This window comes from Bacillus cereus group sp. MYBK245-2, from assembly GCF_051916145.1.
GTDB classification, from domain to species: domain Bacteria; phylum Bacillota; class Bacilli; order Bacillales; family Bacillaceae_G; genus Bacillus_A; species Bacillus_A pacificus.
On the sequence record NZ_JBQAGB010000009.1, the window covers coordinates 191,736 to 213,894 of the forward strand.

Genomic DNA, 22,159 nt, shown 5'->3' on the forward strand with positions numbered 1-22,159 from the left:
TACTTGCGTTGCTTTTTTTAGAAATCTAATAATTCGATAATTTTTTCGATACCTACAACATGTATTAATAACGGTATACGAGGACCACTGGACTGATTCATAATAAGCCTATAAATTATAATAAATAATTGTTTTTGATTTTCTTTCATTATTTTTTTATTTTCATGATGACAAAGCGCGTACAATTGTTCCATTAAGTTAGAGTAATCTTTGTTAGAACGAAGTATGTTGCAGACTTCTACTAGCCGTTCTTTCTGTCTTTCATTTAATGTGTTGTAAAACTCTGTATTTCTCTCTTGATTTACTGCAATTAATTTTTCAGATTGAAAGTTTCTTATCCAATACTCTGCACGATTACATATCGCAATCATTTCAGGTAATCCGTAACTACTATCTATTTCCCCAAATATATTTTGTAAAATAGATGAGTCAAAATTTAATAACGGCAACGTTCCTGCTACTTGATTAAATCTCGGATATTCTTTAAACTGGCTATCAACTTTTGAGAGTTTAATTGCATCAAATAAATCTTCATTTTTGAGCGTTTTATTTTTATAACTATCTTTTAATCGTTCATACTCTGTATAATTGCGAATCACATCTTCATCAAGACCGATATGAAACGCTGCGTCTGGCCTATATTTTGCAAACATAAATAGAATCACTTCGGGCAAATACACTTTTAGCAACTCGCTAGGTGTAATACTATTCCCTGAGGAACTAGACATTTTTTCATGATGCCCTTTAATTCCAATAAAATCGTAAGCAATGTAATGAGGCGCTTCACGATTGAATATTTTTCTCGCAATTTCTTTTGATACATTATAACTACCCGTTTCTGATGAATGATCTCTTCCGCCCGGCTCAAAAACAACATCCTCTATCATCCATCTCATCGGCCAATCGATTTTCCAATTCAGTTTCATTTCATTTGTATTTAATACCGATAATTCAGTTTGATTTCCGCATTCACATTCATACCGAACTGTTTTTAATACTTCATCAAAATGTGTAATCGTTGTCGCATCTTTCCCGCATTTCTCACAATATAATGTAACCGGATAAAAGCCCTCTCGCTCTTCTTCACTACACTCTCCCGTTTTAAAACTCATTAAAATATCATATATTTCTTTTCTTTTATATAAAGCCTCCAATATGTTTTTGTTATATCTTCCATTTCTATATTCAGCATGTTGATATATGAATTCCACTTCAATCCCAAATACTTGAAGCGATTCCTCAAACTCTTTTTCAAAATGCTCGGCATATGAATTATGACATCCATACGGATCTGGTATATCACAGTATGGCATTCCGATATACTTTACAAAAGATGAATCAACATTTTTAGGGACTTTTCTAAATCTGTCGTAATCATCCCATGAAAATATAAAACGAGTCTTTTTCCCTAAATCTTGAAGCGCCCTTACAACAAAATAAGTCGTTACGATTTCACGAAAGTTCCCAATATGAACAGAACCAGATGGACTAATTCCAGATGCACAAACAAAAGTTTCTTTGTTTGGATGTTTTCTAATTAATTCGTGTGCTACTTCATACGCCCAATGCATATACTACTCACCTCAATTATATTTTTGTTCTCACATTTTCATTTTTTTGCACTAAAAAAACTCCCACCCCCAAGATTATTCATCTTGAGGACGAGAGTTATTAGCTTCGCGGTACCACCTCAGTTTGTTAATATGTCGCCATATTAACCTCTTCAGGTACGGCAAAATATGCTTATACCCTATCTCTATAACGGGAGATCCCGTCGCACCATCCCTAAATAAATTAGTTCCTTGCGCAGCTCCAAGTCTTTTTTCATTAAGATGTATACTGCTCTTTCTCAGCTACCAGAGCTCTCTGTACGTATTCTTTCTTAACTACTCTTCTCTTCCATGCCATTTTACATATTAGTTTTTTCATATGATAATTTAAAATAGTTTTATTGTCAAACTTTTCCGAATCAAAAACGTATACTTATCTAAAAAAATTCTTTATCGCCTCTAATTGAATTTTATGACTACACTCATCACAACAATATACCCCTTTTGGTTTCTCTTTAAATCGCTTATATTTTTCACTGCCTTCATAAACACGAAATATATTTTTACAAGAAAAACAAACAATTTCATAAAACATCATATGCATTTTCCTCTCAATATTTATACATTTTTTTAATCACTCGAGAAAATCAGTTTTTCCATAGTACAAATCTTAATATTTTCTGATTAAAAGGTTTGCCCCTATTCTTATCGAATTATATAAATATCTTATAAAACGAGGTGAACATCTTGGACAGTAATATAGAATTAGTTTTAGATGCGAAAGCAAGTTTAGCTGAAGGACCATCTTGGAATGAAAAAAAGCAACTTTTATACTGGGTTGATATTGTGGAGAAACAATTATGCATATTTAGTCCTACCGCTAATACAAACCGAGTAATTGCTCTCAATCAACAAATTGGCTGTGTTGTTCCATATTTAGATGACATACTACTCCTAGCTATGGAAAATGGCTTTTATTCTATTAATGTAGAAACAGAAAAACTGACACATATTTTTGACCCTGAACCACATTTATTTAAAAATCGTTTTAATGATGGAAAATGCGATCCGGCAGGACGTTTTTGGGCAGGTACTACAGATACATACGGTATTAATGCTGCTGGCTCCTTGTATTGTTTAAATAATAATTTAAAGGTAGAGAAAAAAGTTTCACATGTAAATACATCAAATGGCATAGCTTGGTCACCTGACCATACATACCTTTACTATATCGATACACCTACTAAAAAAGTAGTTCGTTTTCATTATGATATATGCTCTGGAGTAATTCGTAATCCAAGTGATGTAATTATTTTCCCCGAAAATGACGGTCTACCTGATGGTATGACAATTGACGAGGAAGGTTGCTTATGGGTTGCTCATTGGGGAGGTTCAAAGATTACTAGATGGAACCCTTCAACTGGTGAACAAATATTAAGTATCCCGATTCCAGCGCTATATGTAACATCTTGTACATTTGGAGGGCCTAATTTAACCGACCTATATGTTACAACAGCCAGAACAAGAATGACGGATGACGAATTAAAGCAATATCCACATGCTGGTGGTATTTTTCGAATTCAAACAAATGTAAAAGGTTGTCCTACCCATTCATTTTACAATAATAATATTGGAGCTGAAACACTATGAATCGCATTAATTTTATAAGACAAGAAGAAAAGAAATATCATGACCTTTGCTATGAACAATACAAACTATTTGAAACTGGTTCTTGGCTGTACAAGCCGGTTAAAACAGTTATGGATTTGATGGATTATTTTGAAGGAAACAACAACTTGCAAGTACTTGATCTCGGCTCTGGCGTTGGAAGAAATAGTATTCCCATTGCCCAAAAGATTCAAAATGCGAGTGGTACTGTTACATGTGTGGATTTACTTGATTCTGCTTTAACAAAATTACAAACTTATTGTAAAGAATATGGTGTAATTAATAATATTAAAACGGAACAAGTAGCAATTGAAAACTACTACATCCAACCTAATACTTATGATTATATCGTTGCAGTATCCAGTTTAGAGCATGTTCAATCAGAAGAAGATTTAAAAAAAGTGCTCCATTCCATAAAAGAAGGTACAAAAAGCGGCGGTATGAATTGTTTAATTATTAATTCGAACATACAAGAAATTGACTTACATACAAATGAAGAGTTAGATGCTTTAATTGAAATTAACCTTCCTACTGAAGATATGATACATCTATTAAAAAGTATTTATAAGGAATGGAAAGAAATTAAAGTTGAAATAAAAGAATTAGTCTATGATATTGTTCGCGCTGAAAGGCATATTCAATTAAAAACAAATGCTATTACGTTTGTTGTTCAGAAATAAAACTATAAAAGGTAAGGTTTTTCCCTCATATATTCAGAGAAACACCCTTACCTTTCAATTATAAATTCTTCAAAAAATTGCTTCGTTATTAGTTTTAGCTTTATCTAAAACATTATTTTTATTAGAAATACTATTCAGCTATTAATTGAATTCATTCATTTATTAATAATTGCTTGTCGAGCTTTTTCTTTATCATCAAAATGAATAGTTGAACCTTTTAAAATTTGATACGTTTCATGCCCTTTGCCTGCAATCAAAACGATATCATTAGAAGATGCCATGTTTATTGCGTGAGTTATTGCAAGTTCACGATCTACTTCTACTTTATAATTCAAATTATTATTTTGCAAAAATCCTTTTTCAATATCTTTCATTATTGCCTGCGGATCTTCCGAACGTGGATTATCAGAAGTAATAAAAACAAAATCGCTATAACTTCCAGCAATTCCGCCCATTATAGATCGTTTTTTTGTGTCTCTATCTCCACCACAACCGAAAACAGTGATAACTTTACCTGTTGAAAACTCGCTAATTGTAGAGAGAACATTTTCTAACGCATCCGGTGTATGAGCATAGTCCACTATTACAAGAAAATCTTGATTTTCATCTATAATTTCCATTCTACCTTCAATACTCTTTAAGTTAGATAAGCTATCACAAATGTTTGTAAGTGGAATACCTTCAACCATTGCAACTGTTATTGCTGCTAATGCATTATAAACATTAAAACGACCTACAAGATTAAGGCTAACCTCTATTTCTCCATTAAAGGACGAAACTAAAAAACGAATTCCTTTTGGGCTTAAAGTTATGTTCTTCGCTTGAACATCTGCTCTATTATGTATTCCATATGTGATAACCTCAGCTGAAGTAATTTTTTTAAAGTATTCTACCGATGGATCGTCTGCATTCAAAACAGCTATTTTTTTATCCGTAGTAGATAAATCATTTCCTAATCTTGAAAAAAGAAGACCTTTTACATGCTTATATTCATGAAATGTTCCATGATAATCCAAATGATCTTGCGTTAAATTTGTAAAAACAGCTATTTTAAAGTTACATCCTTTCACTCTTTCCATATGTAAACCTTGTGACGTAACTTCCATAACACAATAATCTGCATTTTGATTTTTCATCATTTGCAAATTCCGTTGAAGTGTTGGAGGTTCTTGCGTATTAATATCAGTAGGATACCATTTTGAATCAACTTTCACTCCGTTATTCCCCATGATCCCCGTGTGATATCCATAATCACTTAAAATTTTTTCAAGTAAATAGGAAGTAGTTGTTTTTCCATTTGTACCTGTAATTCCAATTAGCTTCATTTTATTAGATGGATAACCATAGAAGTGTGACGCAATAACTGCCATAGCATATCTAGCATCTTTAACAATTATTTTAGGTATCTCAATATTTACATCCCTTTCTACAATTAACGCTACAGCACCATTCTTCACTGCATCTTCAACAAATTGATGTCGATCTTCAAGAAAACCATCGATACCTGATACACATATAAATAGATCTCCATCAGTTATCTTTCTAGAATCCATTTCTAACCCCGTAATTTCTACATCCATATCGCCAATAGTTTCTTTAATCAATAACAAATTCGCCAGCTCTTTTAGTTTCAAATGTCCCGCCCCCTTAAACATTTTCCTTATTTATTTTACCATTTTATATAAAATAATGGCTTAAAATACCATATTGATTTAACGAAATTTATTCATCTTAAATAAACAAAAAATAAAAGAGCACTTGTTTCCGCAAGTGCTCTTTTGGGGATTTTGAGATACCCTATTAACGAAAGTTAAGGTTACTTAAAGTTAAAAGGTATTTCTATTATATGCTTGTCCTCTTTATTTGTGCATAATTAATATATAAACATACTTAATCATTCTTAATAACTTTTAGTTATCGTTCTTTCTTACATATTATCTTTAAGAAATTGATTGAAGGTTTATTTGCCATGTTCTTATTTGGTTCATCAATTTCCGAAACTTGTACTAGTCCATATTTTTTAAAATCCTGTTTTATAGATTCAGAATCATAGAAGAACATTTTTACGCCTTCCATTATCTCATAATAATCTTGCTCCAACTGTTTTCCTTTTCCGTACATTGGAGCTTTTTTAGAAACAGTTGTAAAAACCATATATCCACCAGGTTTTAACTGATTATAACAATCTTTAATAAATTTCTCTCTTTCCTGCTCATTCAACAAATGAAGAAGTGCATGACTAAATATCCCATCATACAGTTTATTATCAAAAGGCATTTCGTTTACTGAACCGTGATAGATACTAACATCTTCTAGTCCGTTTTCTCTTGCTAAATCGATCGCTGTTTTCGAAATTTCAATACCTGTTACATTTATACTATTTTCGATAAATACCTTTGCGTTTCTTCCATAGCCAATACCCGGAACTAATATGTCTTTAACATTGTTTTCCACAAAAAAATCTTTTGTCAAAATTGCAGATTCTGTAGGTTCAAACCCCCACATTGTTTGCTTCTCAATAAAGCTTGATTCCCAAAATTCCATTATGATTCTATCTCCTTGTTCTAATCCTATTTTTAGTATCACATTAAAAACTTATAAATTTTAGTGCTGCGGTTACCTATGCCAAATTAATTTTTTACCACATTCACTATAGGTTCATTGAATATAGCATAATAATAAGCCTATATCTAATTTTAAGATTGGCTTATTATTTCCCCTATATTAATGTGTAAAAAAATAGAAAAACCAATACTTCCGTTGTAGTATTGGTTTTTCTTAAGATAAATTATCTTTTTATATTGTACTGATCTATTACTTTTTCTAACATTTCTAAAGTTATCGGTTGAGCTTTCTCTATTAATTGATAACCAATACGTCCATTCGGTTCAGCTGTAACTTGCTGTAAACTCTTTAAATCATGAATCCCTTTTTCTCTTAATTGCATATATAGTTGTTGTTCCGACATTTTCGCCTTCATCAAATTCTCTTTTACAATCTCTCCATTTTCTACTACTATAATGCTACTGCCATTTAGGAATTGTTCCATCTTCTTTGATTTCAATTCAAAGAAATGAATGATAAGAAGGACGCCTGCAAATATTACAGCTACAAATATAGATGGGCCTACTTTCCGACTTAATACAGGCTCCACAATAATACGTGCAATTGATACTACTATAATAATTTCAGCTCTTGTCATTTGGCTAACAGATTTACTACCTGTCATTTTTAATGCAATAATCCCAGTCAGAATTAAAATAATGCTTTCAAAAATCATATTCATAATAGCCCAATCCTTTAATGGTGAATGTTACTAGCATTCCCATTTCATATAGCATTCTAAATGTATTTTAATTAAACTTTTTTGTAAAAATCAAACTTACATATACTGAAAAAGAATCTATTTTGACCAACCTTTTTTCAATAAGGATTTGATGTTCCATCTTCCATTGTCAAAAAAATAAAAAGCACCCGAATGGATGCATATAGATTAAACTTATTCATTATTACTTTCTTCACTTTCATCATCAACTGATTTGGAGTCTAACATGCTGCCTATATCAGGCGGTAAAGCTAACTCTATTCCAGCTACTGGTTGATTATCTTCATTAAACCATTGTTTCTTAAATTTAATCAATTCTTCATTTTTCTTATTTTCATTCATATTATCCCCCCTTTTATGTTTGATATTAAACTCTTTACTTAATATGTACACTGAGAAAGATAATATACTATTTGTACATAATGAAAGAGCAAAAACCATTCTCTGTTTTCACAACCCGTTGTACCTATTAAAGAATCCCCGTACATGTTACTCCGCGCTCTGCTATCATATTAGTGTCTAAACATATGTGGGCTATGTGACAAGTACCTGGTCATTTTGTTCATTATTCATATGAGACAAATACTTTTAAAGGGGTAATTATTCCTTGACTTAATTCCTCAAAACATTGAATGAGTCCTGTATGTTGTATTTCATGTTGAAAAATCTCTTCTATCCATGGTGTTTGTTCTATTTGACTAAAAAACCAATCTGCATGTTGTTGATAATTATATCCGTCACTTGAACCAATGATCCGCAGTTCTTTCTCATAAAAATCAGCGGTTAATGTTAGTTCCTCTAAATTCCCATCAGAAAGTATACATATTTCACTATTACTGTTAAGTGCTTTTTGTAATGTATGAAATCCGATATTTGTAGCAGAACATTCGAAACCGTAATTATATGTTTCTATTATTTGTTCTTCTGATTCATATATGTTTTTCGCACCAAAATTCTTTGCAAAATCTCTTCTATTTTTATTAGGTTCAACAACATCTACATGCTTAACACCTACATAGTATTTTAAAAAATAACAAGCGAATAAACCAATAACTCCCATTCCAGTTATAAGTACTTTTTCATCCTGTCGCATATTTAGTTTTAATACTCCTTTAGCAGCATCACACGAAAGAATAGATAATAAAGCAACTTTAGGTTTTATTGAATTAGGAACTCGAATCACTTTATGTCCCTTAACTATTCCTATCGTTTCATGTCCATAAAAAGAAACTACTTTATCGCCTATGTTTAAATTCGTTACTTTATTACCAACTCGAATCACTTCACCATAACTTTCATATCCAGTTTTTCTTGGATAAATAGGATTTGTATCTGAAACATCCGATTCTTTATACTGTGGTAACTCTGCTCCAATACTTATTGCACCTGCAATTGTTTTAACGATAATTTCATCATCCTGTATAGAATTAATTTCGCGCGTTTCCCACTTAAGACGTTTTGGTCCTTCTAAAACTAATTTATTTTGTTCCATTTATAACCCTCACATTTTATAAAAATATATTCTCACTAAATTTCAAACAATGTATAATAAATTCATCTAAAATTTAAGCTATAACGTTGACTAGCACCCAACAGTGATAAAATGATAATTGAATTTGATGGATATGGTATAAATGAGTATGTAGCTGGACAATGCGTTTCAATTACGAAATTAAAAAGGATGTATTTGAATGTAAAACATGAGGGGATTTCTAACGGTGGTGTCATCGATCTGTTTTGTGTTCGACATAATTATGAATGTCTTCCCCGCTCTTTTTGTAAAGACATTATAAGTGATATTGTAATCGATCTAGATACCGACTATATTTATTTACCTAACCTATAAGCCTATCTTTGTCCTTTTCCTTTATTTACCGTACATTTCTGCCCAGCACCTAATAAACAATTAACCATAAATTAACTATTCTGATAACATTTTAAGAAAAGTTGTTGCCGCCCAAATGAAATACGCAATTTGCGTCACGATATACATCGTAATTTCAAAACCTGTAAGCTTTCTTTCCCTTTTTATTTTCTTTAAATATCTATAAAAACAAAATGAACATAGAAGTAATAAAACAATAGACATTTGATATAGGTTTTCCACTAAAAGAACTGCCATTTATTTCATCACCTTTCCAATAAAAAAGTATATAGTTCAAGCATATCATATCAATGGAATTAATTACCATAATTTCAAATTAAATAATCTTCCTAAGTAAAAGAAGTCACTTTTTTTTAATGTTTCAATACAATATTATGTAATTCACTACGCTCTATATAATATTAGATTACTTTTTCTCTTAATGTACATGCTTAGGAGGAAGTTTTACATGCAATTGATTCATAACATCAAAAAAGCGTTTCATAACTTATGTGACTACGATACGGCCAATCTAATATCCGCTATTCAATCATTAAATATTACACTTCATAAAATATCTCCTTTTATTACTTCACCAATTAACCTTGAATACGGAAGAAATGTTATCTATAAGTCTGAATTTGTGGAGATTTTAGTATTAAATTTCCCTAGCAAAGCAAAGACTCTTATTCATGATCACGGAATATCTATAGGATGTATATTAATAGTCAATGGTACGCTACAAAATATTACGTACGAAAAAAATAGCAAACGGATTGAAGAGTTTACAGAGGGAAATATTTTCACCGTAAAAAAAGATACTGTGCATAAAATGTATAATGCTACAGATTCAACAGCAATAACATTCCACGTATATTCACCACCATTAAAAGATGTACAAATATATGAGTAATCTTTAAAAGGAGGAAATATGCAAAATTTAAAGGATCACTATATAAAGAGCTTACAAGATGGTCGAAATGTTTGGCTCTATGGAAAAAAAGTAGATGTAACTACAGACAACAATTTTGCGGGGACACTATGTACTATTTCTAATTTATTTTCGTTATTTGATGATCCCAAACAGAGAGATTCTATTGGATATGTGAGCCCAAAAACGAAAGACTTTGTTCATAAATCATTTTTAGTTCCCAATTCCTATAATGAATTATTAATGAGAAGAACTGCATTTGAAACATGGAGTTATGCTACAGACGGTGTAATGAGTAGACTATCTGATTACGCAAGATCGAGACTTACTGGCTGGTACGTATCAAGAGATTTTTATAAAAAGTTCGATGCACAGTTTCTAGATAAAATCGCATCTTATTATGAAAAAGCTAGGGATAATCACTTGTTTTTAAGTGTAGTCCAACGTGATCCACAAATAAATCGCTCAACAGAATCAATGTTAAATGCAAATGACTTAGGGTTGCTAAGAGTTACAAAAGAAACTTCTGATGGAATTTATTTAAGTGGTGCGAAAATGATAGGAACTGCTTCTCCTTATTCAAATGATTTATTAATCTACCCATTAACAAAACTGACTGACGCTCAAAAAGATTTAGCTCACTTTCTTATCGTGGCAGCCAATTCTCCAGGATTACATATGGTTTGTAGAGAACCATATGCAAATACAACTTCAAGCACAGTTGATTCCCCTATTAGCTCACAGTATGATGAAATGGATGCACTATTAATCTTTGATAATGTATTTGTCCCTTGGGAACGTGTTTTACTTTATAACAATCCAGAAGCAATTTGGGCTATAAAATCAGATACAGCTTCTAGTAGTTTAGCTTATCATCAAGCTATAGTACGATTACTAATAAAGCTAGAATTTATAACTGCGATTGCTTTTGAAATTGCTGAAGCAATTGGAGCTCACACTTATTTGCATGTTCAAGAAAAACTTGGAGAATTAATTATGCAAATCGAAACAATTCGCGCACTTTTAATTGCTGCAGAAGTTGAAGGTAGTACAAATGAAACAAAAACTTATTTACCAAACTTTAAATATATCGAAACTGCAAGGAATCTTGGTTCTAAATATTATCCCCGCGCAATAGAAATTTTACAATTAATTGGAGCAGGTGGCTTCATTCAACTTCCTTCAAGCTCGATTGATTTCCAGAGTCCAATAGCTGATTTATTAAAAAAGCACTTTAAAGGAACAAATATAGATGCCGAACAACGCACAAAATTATTTAAGTTAGCCTGGGATATTATTGGAAGCCCATTAGGATCAAGACACGAATTATACGAAAGATTTTACGCGGGAGATCCAATACGAAATACAGCTACACAATATGTAAATTTTGATAAAAATCACTTTAAAAAGATGCTAAGTAAATATTTATGATGAAAAAGAGCACCCTTTGCTAAGAGTGCTCTTAAAAAATATATAATTATCCAGTTACATATATAGTTGCTCCGACCACAACTGCTACTTTTTCCGTAATGGTTTCATCTTATTCACCTTTATGTTTCTAATTAAGCTTTATAACTTTTGGTATATGCTTCCTATCATATTTCCTCGTATAGATTTCTCCATCTGGAGTAACGAATTGTAAAACAATCTCACCACATACCCCATCTAGTATTTCAAATTCACCTTCTGCATTTGAAATACTGCGTTCCTTACCATTAATAGAACCTTCATAAATTTTCACATTAAATATAGGTTCTTTATTTTGACCTATGATAATACCTCTTGAATACTTACCAACTGCAATGCATTGATCATCTTTTTTATAATAATGAGTCACAACTATAGCTCAAATTATTACAACGGTACACACAAACAAGAGAATTATTTTACGCTTCACAACAAACCTCCTTATTCATTTTATTCTTTTTTAAATTGAAAATTTAGACGTTCCACTTGTTTGATTTCCTCCATTACTTTACGAATTCCTTCCTCAATCCTATCTTCCTTTACATTCGTTACGTTCAACTTTAATAGTCTTTGTTTCGGAAAACCTCTCACATAATTTTTATCAATCGTATCAACACTGATTTGCATTTCACTTAGTCTTTGTATCAACATTTCCGAAATGCTTGTTTTATGTACTTCTAAACAAGTATGGATTCCAATTGTATTTTGCTTTTTATATGTGAATAAAAGCGGGTTTTCACTATGCATTCTTTCTAATGCTTCTGCTAGTTTTTTAGATCTATTATTATAGGAAGATTTAATTTTATTTTTATGGCGTTCGAACATGCCACTCTTTATATAAATTTCTAAAGCAGCTTGGGATATCATTGGGCTATCGATATCTAAAATCTTTTTATATGTATGGAAAGCACTCGAAATAATCGGTGGAATAACTGCTACACCAACTCGTAAACCTGGAAAAATAATTTTCGAATAACTCTTTAAATATATGACATGATTACCATGATCCAGGCTATATAATGGATCGGCTTTTGAATCTGTTTCTAAATCTGCTAAATAATCATCTTCCACTATAAATACATTATATTTCTTAGCCAATAACACGATCTTTTCTTTCTCGTCTTTAGAATAAGAAGTTCCAAGCGGATGATGATATCTCGGTATTGTATAAAAGAATTTTATTTTACCTGTTCGAAAAATACGTTCCAATTCATTTAAGTCAATACCTTCATTCGTACGTTTAATACCGATTACTGGAACTTTATTTATTTCTAGATATTCTATATATAAATGATACGTTGGCTGTTCAACTAATATTGTTTCATTTTCATTTGGAAATGAGATAGAAGTTAATATTGCAAGTGCCTGTTGCACGCCTGACGTTATAAAAATATTGTCTTCTTTCGTGAACACTTGATAATTTGCCAACTGTTTTTGAATGACTGGAATTAAAGATGGTAACCCTTTCGGTGTTCCGTATACGAACAAATCATTTTTATAAGTATCAATAGCCTTATTAATGCAATGCTGAAAATCTAAATATGGGAAAACATCTGAATCTGGTGCTGAAGAAGCGAAATCAATTATCTCGTTATTTTCTATAGTACTCCCTGATTTTTTAACAACGTAGTATCCACTTTGAGGGACAGAATATATAATATGACGCTTTTCCAATTCATAAAGCGCACGTATAACTGTCGCCTTATTACATTCATATTGCGTAACAAGTGACCGTATTGATGGTAATTTCTGTCCTTCATTTATCGCTCCATTTTGAATCATTTTTTCTATATCGTTTAAAATATGTAAATACTTATACATATTACACCTCCTTCAGCAATTCTATATTTAATTACACCGACTTTTTATTTATATACCATCCATTCCTCAATTAGTTAATTTTTCGATCTTCTATATCGTAAATCCCAATAGCATATGAATCATTTTCAATCTATTTCTTTACTGCTTCTGTTTTAAGTACACCTTCAACTTCTTTTTCTATTTTCTGTCCAAATTCTCTTGCCCCTACTTCATCATCTCTAATCTTAGTTTTTATATCAATGGTAACAGGTTGATTCTTTTTATAATTTATTTGCTGAATACCAAACCCTTCATATCCATTCTTTCTGAATACATCATCAAATATCTGTCCAAAAACTAACTCCCATCTATTTTCTGCATTTACAATCTCCTTGTTTCTTGAGATATATTTACTTTATAGGACATAATGCCTTGAATTTGCAATCTTTTATTAATTTCTTTTTTTATTTCGTTAGCATTTTCGCTATCAGCAATCTCTAAATCTACTATTCTTGCCTTTTCATCCCATATAGCAGCACTAAAAAAAGATTCCTCCTTTACCGCTGCTGTAGCAATATCCATAACTATAGAATCTTCACTTTTGGATTCTTCCATTTCAGGCTCACAAGCACACAATACAGCAATTGAAAATAAAAATACAATCAACTTCTTTCCTCTTTTCATTGCACTTCCCTCCGTAAATTTTCATTTACGATAAACTTTTACTTTCACATATAAATACCTTCTATAATTTTTAAATTTAACATTTTTTTACATTTTCTCCTCTTAAAAAGGAAATTATAATTAATAAATAGAATATCTTCATGAATAAATAAAAAGTGAGGGATATGTCATGCAGCGTTTAAATACGATTGATATTAGTAACGTTCTAGAATTAGAAAATACTCTTTCTACTTTATTGAATGAAATGATTTCTTCAAAACTAGACCTAGAAAACTGGTTAAAAGAGCAGTCAAAAGTGATTTGGGAAATCGAAGAACAATTAAGATCACATTATATCGCCTTTCAATGTAATACGGATGATGAAAAAATAAAGGATACTTTTGAACATGATCAACAATTTGTAAAGCCACTTTTAAAACGGTACCAAAATTTATTGGATAATAAATATTTAGAGTCACCTTTTCGAATGGAATTAGATTCTAACGTATATGGTTTATTAGATACAAAAATAAAAAATGCTCAAAAGTTATTTTGTGAGGAAAATATCGAATTAGAAATAAAGGAAGACAAATTAGTCACAGAGTATTTTGAAATCACTGGAGGTTTAAGCGGAATTTGGGACGGAGAAGAAAAAACGATAACAGAATTACAATCCTATTTACAAGATTCGAATCGTGACATCCGTAAAAAGGCAAAAACCATTATTTCTGAACAATTTTTATCTGTTGAAAAAGAACTCCAAAACATATTAAATCAATTAATTGAAATTCGCCATCAAAAAGCAAAAAATATTCAACTAGAGAATTATCGTGATTATATGTTCAAGAAATACGAACGTTTTGATTATTCAGCGAAGGATTGCTATGAACTAGCTGAATCCATACGTAAGTATGTTGTGCCTCTTAAAGATAAAATATTACTAGAGAAAAAAGAGAAACTACAAGTCAATACGCTTCGCCCGTGGGATGTATCAGCTGTAACTCCAGATCAAAAAGTACTTAAACCAATTGCAACTGAAAATGATTTAATTGAAAAGAGCACTCATATCTTTAATAAACTAGATGTTGAATTTTCAGCACTTTTAAACCGAATGTATAAACATAATTGTCTTGATTTAACAAGCCGCAAAGGAAAAGCATCTGGAGGCTTTTGTGAGTACTTACCAGCTTCACAATTATCATTTATTTTTATGAACTTAAATTATACACAAGATGATATTATCACTTTTATACATGAAATGGGTCATAGTATTCATAACGAACTCATAAAATCATTAAAATTACGACAGTATATAGAAATTCCAGCTGAAACAGCTGAACTAGCCAGTATGACAATGGAGTTATTCTCGCTTAATTATTGGGATACCTTCTATACAGACAAAAAAGATTTAAAACAAGCAAAAATTAACTTCTTTAAAGATGTTATTTCATATTTACCTATTATGCTTATTGTCGATCAATTTCAACACTGGCTGTATGAAAATCCAAGTCATACTTCTGAAGAAAGAAATGAAAAATACTTACAACTTCAAAAACATTATCAGTCTAGCGTCATACATATTGATGGCTACGAAAACTGGATAGCAACGAGTTGGTTACCTGTACTCCATATCTTTGAAGTACCATTTTATTATATTGAATATGCGATCGCCCAACTTGGTGCATTACAAATGTATAAACAATATAAAGAGGATCCAAAGCAAGCACTTGAAAATTATAAAAAGGCCTTATCATTAGGTAGCTCTAAATCTTTAACGGAAGTATATGAAGCTGCTGGAATTCATTTTGATTTTTCTGGCGAAATAATTAAAGAACTAATGTTATTTGTAGAGGGAGAATTAGAGTTACTTGAGCAATTATAAGAAGAAAGCTACACCTATATTTTTGGTGTAGCTTTCTTCTTTATTTTATTAATCAGCTCTATGTACTGAGAATCCCCATATCCGATTGTTGGAAAAAGATGAAACAACTTCGTTAATAATTCTTGAGTTGATAAATCTTTATTTTTAGAGATAAATTTTATTACATTATTATCTTCTTTTAGCATTTTTAAATATAGATCTATAGCCTGATACATTACAGGTGGTACCTTATAGAAAGTCTTTTTATGATTTACTAATACTTCATTGTATACCGAAGAATAATTTCCTAATTCAAGTTCAATTTGATTTACTTTAAATTCATCTTCTCTAAAGCTATTTAAGTATACCTTCCCCTCATAACGAGACTGTTCAAGGTATGAAAGTATTGTAAGTAAGTTCATTTGACAAAACATATCTTCACCAAACCATAAAACAATACATTTATACTCTTTCGTAAAAAGTTTCTTTAATGGATCTATAACCTTTTTTGTGTAACTTTCTACTGAACTGTTATGTCCTGCTGCCCTTGTCTTAATAAATTCTTCATCAAAAACTAGTGTAGTAACTCGGTTTACACACATCGCTTCATTAAATGGTGCGTAATCAGAATCACCCATTAGCTTTTCATTTTTAAATTCTTCATACATCATTTGGCCATTCAATATGTTTAATACATCTTTATCAAACAGCTCGCTCTTCGCATTTCGTAATTGTTCAACCTCTATTTTTCTAGAAATATTCATATTAAACTCTCCTTCCTTATTTATATTGAGTTTAACAAATGATTGAATAGGCAATTGGTTAAGTTGAAATTCTCTTGGATTCATTCCAAAAACATTCTTGAAAGCTCTACTATAGGCCTCTTGCGAAGAATAACTATAATCCAATGCGATATCTATTATCTTCCTACCATTCTTTAAATCTTCTATAGATAAGTATAACCTTCTAAGAAGAATATAGCGTCTAATACTGAAACCCGTTACTTGGTGAAATTTAAAAGAACAATAATAAGGAGAATACCCCATATAACGGGACAATTCATCTAATGAAAATTCCTTTTTTAAATTGACCTCAATCCAGTCAATCATCTGCTGTATATGTTCATTCATTTCCTCCACTCCTTATTTAAAAGTATAAGAGAAGTGCATTTCTTTCTTTTGATATTTCTTGTGTTTTATAACATAAGACTTTCTGTAATATCTTTAAATTTTATATATAAATATTGACTTTATTTTTTCATCTATCTTATTTTGACATACCTTCTATTCATTTTTCAATTTAGCCTTAATTAATATGCTGGCAACACTTAACTAATTATTAAAAGACAATTTATATCATATTTCATTTTAAAGGATTTCGAAAATTAAACTCGAATTTTGTAAAATAAGATTCTTTTAATTCTCTAGTTAAAAAATAAAAGTTTTGAAAGGAAATTATAATGAAAGAACTAGAAAAAGAAATACTTCAATTCATAAATGAACTATATCCGTTGAATTTTATTAACATTCAACCAATAACAAATGAAATGTATAAATGTCTCACTGAACAAGGTACATACTTCATTAGAATTACAAACTATAAAACGTATGAAGAACAATTAGAAGAAGTTACATATACGAATTTTTTATACCAAAACGGTTTAGATGTTCCACCAATACTCCCTTCTTTACAAGGGAATCTTGTAGAAAAATTAACATTAGACAAGGAGCTTTTTACAGTATTATATAAAGCTGCTCCTGGTATACATTTACCAAGATGCGAATGGAATTCTACTATATTTAAAAAGCTTGGTCAACAAATCGGAAAATTGCATCGTATATCTAAAATCTTTGAAAAAGCTAAACCGATTAAATATATTAACGACTGGTATGAGAATGAGGAATATAATTTCCTTAAGTATATTCCTAAAGAAGAAACTACTATTAGGGAAATTGCATCTGAAGTTTTAAATTCTATAAAAGAGCTACAAAAATCCACTTCAAATTACGGCTTAATTCACGGAGATTTATGGCTAGAAAATATTTTAGTTGAAAACAATTCAACCATAACAATGATTGATTTTCAAGATTGCGAAAAACATTTTTACCTATTCGATTTAGCTGTTCCTATTTATAGTGCGATAGAATATTCATTTGCTGGAAATGCAAATATCGTTGAGTATGAGCATTCCATTACAAAAGCACTATTTGAAGGGTACCAAGAAGAAAATGAACTACCTAAAGAGATGATCGAGAAGTTTCCATTGTTTATTAAATTAAAAGAGATTTTTGAATATAGCTTAATGCATATGTATTGGGATAAAGAAGAATTAACTGATGAACAAGTACGGATAATGAACCTTTATAGAATGAAGATTGAAAATAAATATACGTATATCAAAATTTAAAAATGCTGTTGTTTAACTACAAGGAAACTTTAGTTAAACACCAGCGTTTATTAATTAGCTGACAACCTTTTTTATGACTTATAAATACTGATTCAATAATCTTTTCAAATACACTTCATTTTGCGGTGTTACTTTTTCAGAAAATCTAGCTGCAATTATAATAGGAGCCCATTCAAAGATCTCATCTCTTAACAAACTAGTATTTTTGCAATATAAGTGTAAATACATTTCAGCTAATTCTAAAGAAGTCTGAGCATACAATAAATATGTTCGAAATATATCTGCACGAATATCACCTGAACTAGCATCTACCCAGTCTATAACTTTCACTTTCCCTTCCTTACTCAAAATCAAATTAAATGGATGAAAGTCTCCATGACATAGCCTAAAATCAAATGTAATAGAATCTAATTTTTGTAATATATTCTTCTTTTTGTTTTCATCCAATTGATGTACAGATTTAATTTGACGCTCTAACCTTTTCCTCATTAACTCCATTTCATCTGTATTCACACGTATATCATGGATCTTTTTTTGCTCATTAACACAAAGTCCGATATAACGCTCTGCCTCATTCAAATTATTAAGCAGGAGATCACCAATGTTCTCCCCTTTTACATATTCCATAATAATTGCCTGTCTATTTTGTATCTTTGTCACTTCAAATACCTTTGGAACTAGCAGCCCACATGAATAAGCATATTTTTGTTTTTTTGCTTCATTTATAGACTCTGTATCTGGAAGATATTCTTTAAATAATTTTACAATCTTTTTATCATATAGATAAATTTCCGCTGTATTCCCTTTTGCAATTGGATTACCTAAAACCACTTCATTTCTCCCCTTAACATAAATTAGAATAGCACCTTATACCTCTCTTTACATTCACTATAACCCTAGCTAAAACCTTCTTCACGACTATACAAAAAACTTACCGCTTTCCATCATTAAATAGAAAGCGGTAAGTTTAATTGTTTAGGAATATCAGAATGAAACTCTGATGTATGCACAATTGAAAATGTATATCCTTGCTCAATAAATGATACTTCATTACGTTTACATTCAAATAGTACACTATTTTTCTTAAAGTTATTTTGGATTCGCTGTAAAAATGCGACGTCTGGTGTTCCAAAAGAAACATGTACTTTCGGTGGTAAAGCTTTCATCGCAATTGGGATCCAAGGTCGCTGCCACCAAGTTGCGACGATATATGCAGTGCCGCCAACTACAAAGTTGAAAATATCTCCATCTTCCATCGTTTTCATATCGAGATTTAATTTCAACCATTCCGTAAATACAGGTACACTTTTAACAGGAAGACCAATTTCCCTTACATATAAAATGTTTAAAGGTGACTGCGGTACTAATACATCCTCCTTAACATAACTATGTGCGATAATTTCGAGTAGATTTCCATCTCCGTCTTTAAAGTATAAATTGAATAGCTCGTTCTCCTCACCAATTGTATTTCCATCTTTCCATTTCACAATAAGTAACCCAGACTTTTCAAGCCATTTTGCTGTTTCATGAAATTTTGAATATGAAATTTCAAAGGCGAAATGTGCTGGAGCGATTGGCTCATACACTTCTTGAAAACTAATTGTTGTGTAAGGTGTTACTTTAAATTGAATAAATGATGCCGTTTCTTTTTTTATTGGAAAAGATAATATGTCCTTATAAACTTGTTTTACCCCTTCTATAGAAACCGTTTGTAGTTTTATATCTGATATATGTGTAATCACATTGCATACCCCCTTGCTTCTTATTATCTATTTGTATTGTATTACACTTATAAATAGATAAAATCAAACAGAAGGATGGATTTTTCAAATGCAAACTACAACTTTAGTATGAATATTTAAGTTTATCCTGCATTGTTTCCATACAAAAAAGCTGCCTTTTCTTAAACAAAGAGCAGCTTTTACAACAAAACATATTATGATTTTACAGCAATAATCATAAATCTTTTTGAATTCGTACGAATACCTTTTTCAGAACTATTAGCTTTAATGAACTTTTGCAAAATATTAAAATCCTCTTCCTCTTCTCCAAAATTAGGAATAATAGGCGTATGTTTTAATAAGAAAATAAGATCCTCACGCGTACTGTAATAATCAGTAACATCATATTCACGTACTTGCACGAGTTCAAATCCTGCACTAATAAGTTCACTCATATACTTTTCTTTTAATGTACCATCTCTTTCACCTAAGCATTGTCCTCTTCCAAATGCTTCTTTAAGATTCAATTTATCATGTTCGCTAACTTGTTGTGTTAAGAAAAAAGCACCTTGTTTCATTACTTTTGCTAATTCAGATGCTATAAATGGTGCGTGACAACTAGAAGCGATATCAAAATGGGCAAGCGGAAACGTTAACGCTTCAGAATTCATTTGAAAAAACTCAACATTTTGTACACCTGATTTTTTTAAATTGGAATGTGCCGTTTCAATCATGCCATTAGAATTATCAATTCCAATTAGCAATTTAGCTGAAGATGCTATGTTAAGTACATTTTCCCCTCCACCTGTACCAACATCAAGTAGAGTGTCTGTTAGTTTACATCTTTCTTTCACTTCTCCATAAAAGTCCCATGTATCTCCTACAGTTTCACATTTTATTTTACTAAAATCCCACCCATTTACTCTTCCTACTTTATCATAAAAGTTTTTGTACTCTAATTCGTTCATTTTGTATTTTCCCCTCTATTAACGCTTATGCTATTGATTCTTTGTGAAAAAGATCCTCCAATTTCCCCTATATATGCCAGCCAATCTTCATAAAACGCTTGAACAGTGCGATATCTTTTATTTTTTTCTTTATGTAGAGCTTTTTTACACATATTATATAATTCTAGTGTGCTCTCCCATTTCTCATAGCTTTTATCATTTTTCCCGCCAATAAAAGCAAAAGCAATTCCGGCTAACACATACACATTCGTTTCGCTTGTAATTTGTGCATGCAGTTCATATTCTTCAGGTGCTTTGAAACGACCTGCTCCCCAAAAATCCTCCCCAACTTTATTGAATACAGGTTTTTTTTGAAAGAAATCAATATCACAGATTGTAAGTTTTGATTGCTCAAAATTATATAAAATACTACCGTCATAAAAATCAACCATGACATATCCTAATGACTCCACATAGGCTGCAAACTCAAAAATTTGTGTCAATATGTTAAGTCTCTCCGTCACTGATAATTGTCTTAGCTTAACAAAAGGCGAATTTGGTGCATGGTGCTTTTCAAACGGTGTAAAGTCCCAATGATTGTGCATGCATTCCCCATCAATCCAATGAAACTTTAAACAAAATCCGTTTTGCATTTGAATAGGATTAATATATGGAACTAGTAAAGGATGTTGAATTTGTTCATACACTTCTTTTGCCTTCATTAATCGTTGGATCGCGTCCTCTATCTTGCCTTTGTATTCTAAATTGCGTGCACCTGCATACTTCAAAAAATAACGTTTTCCATTTTCAATAATACCAAAGCTAATATTTCCTGAATCTTGCTGATCAAACACAGTAAACACTTCTACATCCTTTAACCAATCAAAATTATGCTCCTCAGCCAATGTTAATGGGTATTGATTTTTTCCAATTCTAATATTTATCATGTGCTGCTCCTAGCTTTGAGCGAACGTAGTTGATAGAGGTATGATACGCATACTCAATTTATTTTTACCTCATGCTTGATTTTCTTCTGTTTGTTCATAAAACATCACTCCTTTCAAATAACCGTCCTTAATTACTTTCTATTATATATTATAAAATACAAATTATAAGGAAAATATATTCCATATGCACAAATAGTTTACATAACATTTTTATGGTTTATTTATGTGTGTAATCTACATCTCTCCCCAACCACACATACTATTTAAAACAGTACAGACTGCTTTTACATTCTTCATTTTTATTTCCTCCTTAAAATACATGTAAAAA

General features: G+C 31.0%; 22 protein-coding genes, 1 pseudogene and 1 other annotated feature. Of the genes and pseudogenes, 7 read left to right on the forward strand and 16 right to left on the reverse strand.

The features are described from left to right. Positions 1-17: 17 nt before the first annotated feature. Together lysS and ACTFRN_RS16750 are read right to left on the reverse strand one after the other, a co-directional pair. Positions 18-1,571 carry a lysine--tRNA ligase gene (gene lysS, locus ACTFRN_RS16745; RefSeq protein ID WP_074567928.1) on the reverse strand — a complete coding sequence of 518 codons (1,554 nt, stop codon included), beginning with the start codon at positions 1,569-1,571 and terminating at the stop codon, positions 18-20. Between the two features lie 83 nt (positions 1,572-1,654). Then, positions 1,655-1,911 (reverse strand) — a binding site (T-box leader). Between the two features lie 72 nt (positions 1,912-1,983). After that, positions 1,984-2,154 (reverse strand): DUF2197 domain-containing protein, encoded by a 171-nt coding sequence (locus ACTFRN_RS16750; RefSeq protein WP_000551046.1) that lies wholly within the window; start codon positions 2,152-2,154, stop codon positions 1,984-1,986. A 143-nt stretch (positions 2,155-2,297) separates the two neighbouring features. Between ACTFRN_RS16750 and ACTFRN_RS16755 the strand changes: the two genes are divergently transcribed. Together ACTFRN_RS16755 and ACTFRN_RS16760 are read left to right on the forward strand one after the other, a co-directional pair. Next, positions 2,298-3,200: an SMP-30/gluconolactonase/LRE family protein gene (locus ACTFRN_RS16755; protein WP_140383379.1), complete on the forward strand. Its 903-nt coding sequence runs from the start codon at positions 2,298-2,300 to the stop codon at positions 3,198-3,200. Next, a complete protein-coding gene (locus ACTFRN_RS16760) occupies positions 3,197-3,898 on the forward strand; it encodes a class I SAM-dependent methyltransferase (RefSeq protein WP_088106772.1) in 702 nt (233 codons plus the stop codon). Before ACTFRN_RS16755 ends, ACTFRN_RS16760 begins: the two co-directional genes overlap by 4 nt. Positions 3,899-4,053: 155 nt before the next feature. Here the strand turns inward: ACTFRN_RS16760 and ACTFRN_RS16765 are convergent, their stop codons facing one another. The 5 genes from ACTFRN_RS16765 to ACTFRN_RS16785 all read right to left on the reverse strand — a co-directional run bounded on the left by ACTFRN_RS16765 (position 4,054) and on the right by ACTFRN_RS16785 (position 8,715). Beyond that, the gene (locus tag ACTFRN_RS16765; protein ID WP_074567925.1) at positions 4,054-5,532 is read right to left on the reverse strand and encodes a UDP-N-acetylmuramoyl-L-alanyl-D-glutamate--2,6-diaminopimelate ligase; all 1,479 of its coding nucleotides are present in this window, start codon (positions 5,530-5,532) and stop codon (positions 4,054-4,056) included. Positions 5,533-5,812: 280 nt separating this feature from the next. Continuing rightward, positions 5,813-6,442, reverse strand: coding sequence for a class I SAM-dependent methyltransferase (locus ACTFRN_RS16770; RefSeq protein WP_074567924.1), 630 nt, complete (start codon positions 6,440-6,442; stop codon positions 5,813-5,815). 244 nt (positions 6,443-6,686) lie between these two features. Next, positions 6,687-7,184: a DUF421 domain-containing protein gene (locus tag ACTFRN_RS16775; protein ID WP_074567923.1), complete on the reverse strand. Its 498-nt coding sequence runs from the start codon at positions 7,182-7,184 to the stop codon at positions 6,687-6,689. Between the two features lie 213 nt (positions 7,185-7,397). Further along, positions 7,398-7,565, reverse strand: a complete 168-nt coding sequence (locus ACTFRN_RS16780) for a hypothetical protein (protein WP_014893697.1) — start codon at positions 7,563-7,565, stop codon at positions 7,398-7,400. 223 nt (positions 7,566-7,788) lie between these two features. Continuing rightward, entirely contained in the window at positions 7,789-8,715 is a 927-nt protein-coding gene (locus ACTFRN_RS16785; RefSeq protein ID WP_074567922.1) for an alcohol dehydrogenase catalytic domain-containing protein, read from the reverse strand. 111 nt (positions 8,716-8,826) lie between these two features. Here ACTFRN_RS16785 and ACTFRN_RS16790 point away from each other — a divergent pair, with 111 nt between their 5' ends. Beyond that, complete coding sequence (locus tag ACTFRN_RS16790) at positions 8,827-9,069, forward strand: hypothetical protein (protein WP_049111239.1); 243 nt, start codon at positions 8,827-8,829, stop codon at positions 9,067-9,069. A 75-nt stretch (positions 9,070-9,144) separates the two neighbouring features. On the opposite strand, the gene ACTFRN_RS16795 is transcribed toward ACTFRN_RS16790, so the two are convergent. Then, positions 9,145-9,345 carry a hypothetical protein gene (locus tag ACTFRN_RS16795; protein WP_049122638.1) on the reverse strand — a complete coding sequence of 67 codons (201 nt, stop codon included), beginning with the start codon at positions 9,343-9,345 and terminating at the stop codon, positions 9,145-9,147. 211 nt (positions 9,346-9,556) lie between these two features. Here ACTFRN_RS16795 and ACTFRN_RS16800 point away from each other — a divergent pair, with 211 nt between their 5' ends. Together ACTFRN_RS16800 and ACTFRN_RS16805 are read left to right on the forward strand one after the other, a co-directional pair. After that, positions 9,557-10,000, forward strand: a complete 444-nt coding sequence (locus ACTFRN_RS16800; protein WP_049112675.1) for a cysteine dioxygenase — start codon at positions 9,557-9,559, stop codon at positions 9,998-10,000. A gap of 18 nt (positions 10,001-10,018) precedes the next feature. Continuing rightward, positions 10,019-11,449, forward strand: a complete 1,431-nt coding sequence (locus tag ACTFRN_RS16805) for a 4-hydroxyphenylacetate 3-hydroxylase family protein (protein ID WP_049112677.1) — start codon at positions 10,019-10,021, stop codon at positions 11,447-11,449. Between the two features lie 127 nt (positions 11,450-11,576). Here the strand turns inward: ACTFRN_RS16805 and ACTFRN_RS16810 are convergent, their stop codons facing one another. The 3 genes and pseudogenes from ACTFRN_RS16810 to ACTFRN_RS16820 all read right to left on the reverse strand — a co-directional run bounded on the left by ACTFRN_RS16810 (position 11,577) and on the right by ACTFRN_RS16820 (position 13,969). Continuing rightward, positions 11,577-11,861 carry a hypothetical protein gene (locus ACTFRN_RS16810; protein WP_049112679.1) on the reverse strand — a complete coding sequence of 95 codons (285 nt, stop codon included), beginning with the start codon at positions 11,859-11,861 and terminating at the stop codon, positions 11,577-11,579. Positions 11,862-11,935: 74 nt separating this feature from the next. Then, a complete protein-coding gene (locus ACTFRN_RS16815; RefSeq protein ID WP_000280103.1) occupies positions 11,936-13,306 on the reverse strand; it encodes an aminotransferase-like domain-containing protein in 1,371 nt (456 codons plus the stop codon). A 130-nt stretch (positions 13,307-13,436) separates the two neighbouring features. Next, positions 13,437-13,969 (reverse strand): annotated as a pseudogene (locus tag ACTFRN_RS16820) (DUF4030 domain-containing protein). A gap of 169 nt (positions 13,970-14,138) precedes the next feature. On the opposite strand from ACTFRN_RS16820, the gene ACTFRN_RS16825 reads away from it, so the two are divergent. Next, a complete protein-coding gene (locus ACTFRN_RS16825) occupies positions 14,139-15,830 on the forward strand; it encodes a M3 family oligoendopeptidase (RefSeq protein WP_074567921.1) in 1,692 nt (563 codons plus the stop codon). Positions 15,831-15,844: 14 nt separating this feature from the next. Here ACTFRN_RS16825 and ACTFRN_RS16830 read toward each other — a convergent pair whose 3' ends face one another. Then, on the reverse strand, positions 15,845-16,939 hold the full coding sequence (locus ACTFRN_RS16830; RefSeq protein WP_001002100.1) for a helix-turn-helix domain-containing protein: 1,095 nt from the start codon (positions 16,937-16,939) through the stop codon (positions 15,845-15,847). Between the two features lie 329 nt (positions 16,940-17,268). Here ACTFRN_RS16830 and ACTFRN_RS16835 point away from each other — a divergent pair, with 329 nt between their 5' ends. Beyond that, a complete protein-coding gene (locus ACTFRN_RS16835) occupies positions 17,269-18,216 on the forward strand; it encodes a phosphotransferase enzyme family protein (RefSeq protein ID WP_074567919.1) in 948 nt (315 codons plus the stop codon). A 78-nt stretch (positions 18,217-18,294) separates the two neighbouring features. Here the strand turns inward: ACTFRN_RS16835 and ACTFRN_RS16840 are convergent, their stop codons facing one another. The 4 genes from ACTFRN_RS16840 to ACTFRN_RS16855 all read right to left on the reverse strand — a co-directional run bounded on the left by ACTFRN_RS16840 (position 18,295) and on the right by ACTFRN_RS16855 (position 21,831). Then, positions 18,295-19,047 (reverse strand): aminoglycoside phosphotransferase family protein, encoded by a 753-nt coding sequence (locus ACTFRN_RS16840; RefSeq protein ID WP_000242845.1) that lies wholly within the window; start codon positions 19,045-19,047, stop codon positions 18,295-18,297. Positions 19,048-19,163: 116 nt separating this feature from the next. Continuing rightward, positions 19,164-19,958, reverse strand: a complete 795-nt coding sequence (locus ACTFRN_RS16845; protein ID WP_000627940.1) for a VOC family protein — start codon at positions 19,956-19,958, stop codon at positions 19,164-19,166. A gap of 194 nt (positions 19,959-20,152) precedes the next feature. Beyond that, entirely contained in the window at positions 20,153-20,905 is a 753-nt protein-coding gene (locus tag ACTFRN_RS16850) for a class I SAM-dependent methyltransferase (RefSeq protein WP_088106773.1), read from the reverse strand. Continuing rightward, complete coding sequence (locus tag ACTFRN_RS16855; RefSeq protein ID WP_000608315.1) at positions 20,902-21,831, reverse strand: serine/threonine protein kinase; 930 nt, start codon at positions 21,829-21,831, stop codon at positions 20,902-20,904. Before ACTFRN_RS16855 ends, ACTFRN_RS16850 begins: the two co-directional genes overlap by 4 nt. Positions 21,832-22,159: the final 328 nt, after the last annotated feature.

Bases quoted from the DNA above. Each gene is read 5' to 3' on its own strand.
- lysS (WP_074567928.1), bottom strand. From the start codon at position 1,571: ATGCATTGGGCGTATGAAGTAGCACACGAATTAATTAGAAAACATCCA.
- ACTFRN_RS16750 (WP_000551046.1), bottom strand. From the start codon at position 2,154: ATGCATATGATGTTTTATGAAATTGTTTGTTTTTCTTGTAAAAATATA.
- ACTFRN_RS16760 (WP_088106772.1), top strand. From the start codon at position 3,197: ATGAATCGCATTAATTTTATAAGACAAGAAGAAAAGAAATATCATGAC.
- ACTFRN_RS16770 (WP_074567924.1), bottom strand. From the start codon at position 6,442: ATGGAATTTTGGGAATCAAGCTTTATTGAGAAGCAAACAATGTGGGGG.
- ACTFRN_RS16775 (WP_074567923.1), bottom strand. From the start codon at position 7,184: ATGAATATGATTTTTGAAAGCATTATTTTAATTCTGACTGGGATTATT.
- ACTFRN_RS16780 (WP_014893697.1), bottom strand. From the start codon at position 7,565: ATGAATGAAAATAAGAAAAATGAAGAATTGATTAAATTTAAGAAACAA.
- ACTFRN_RS16785 (WP_074567922.1), bottom strand. From the start codon at position 8,715: ATGGAACAAAATAAATTAGTTTTAGAAGGACCAAAACGTCTTAAGTGG.
- ACTFRN_RS16790 (WP_049111239.1), top strand. From the start codon at position 8,827: ATGATAATTGAATTTGATGGATATGGTATAAATGAGTATGTAGCTGGA.
- ACTFRN_RS16795 (WP_049122638.1), bottom strand. From the start codon at position 9,345: ATGGCAGTTCTTTTAGTGGAAAACCTATATCAAATGTCTATTGTTTTA.
- ACTFRN_RS16800 (WP_049112675.1), top strand. From the start codon at position 9,557: ATGCAATTGATTCATAACATCAAAAAAGCGTTTCATAACTTATGTGAC.
- ACTFRN_RS16805 (WP_049112677.1), top strand. From the start codon at position 10,019: ATGCAAAATTTAAAGGATCACTATATAAAGAGCTTACAAGATGGTCGA.
- ACTFRN_RS16815 (WP_000280103.1), bottom strand. From the start codon at position 13,306: ATGTATAAGTATTTACATATTTTAAACGATATAGAAAAAATGATTCAA.
- ACTFRN_RS16825 (WP_074567921.1), top strand. From the start codon at position 14,139: ATGCAGCGTTTAAATACGATTGATATTAGTAACGTTCTAGAATTAGAA.
- ACTFRN_RS16830 (WP_001002100.1), bottom strand. From the start codon at position 16,939: ATGAATGAACATATACAGCAGATGATTGACTGGATTGAGGTCAATTTA.
- ACTFRN_RS16835 (WP_074567919.1), top strand. From the start codon at position 17,269: ATGAAAGAACTAGAAAAAGAAATACTTCAATTCATAAATGAACTATAT.
- ACTFRN_RS16850 (WP_088106773.1), bottom strand. From the start codon at position 20,905: ATGAACGAATTAGAGTACAAAAACTTTTATGATAAAGTAGGAAGAGTA.
- ACTFRN_RS16855 (WP_000608315.1), bottom strand. From the start codon at position 21,831: ATGATAAATATTAGAATTGGAAAAAATCAATACCCATTAACATTGGCT.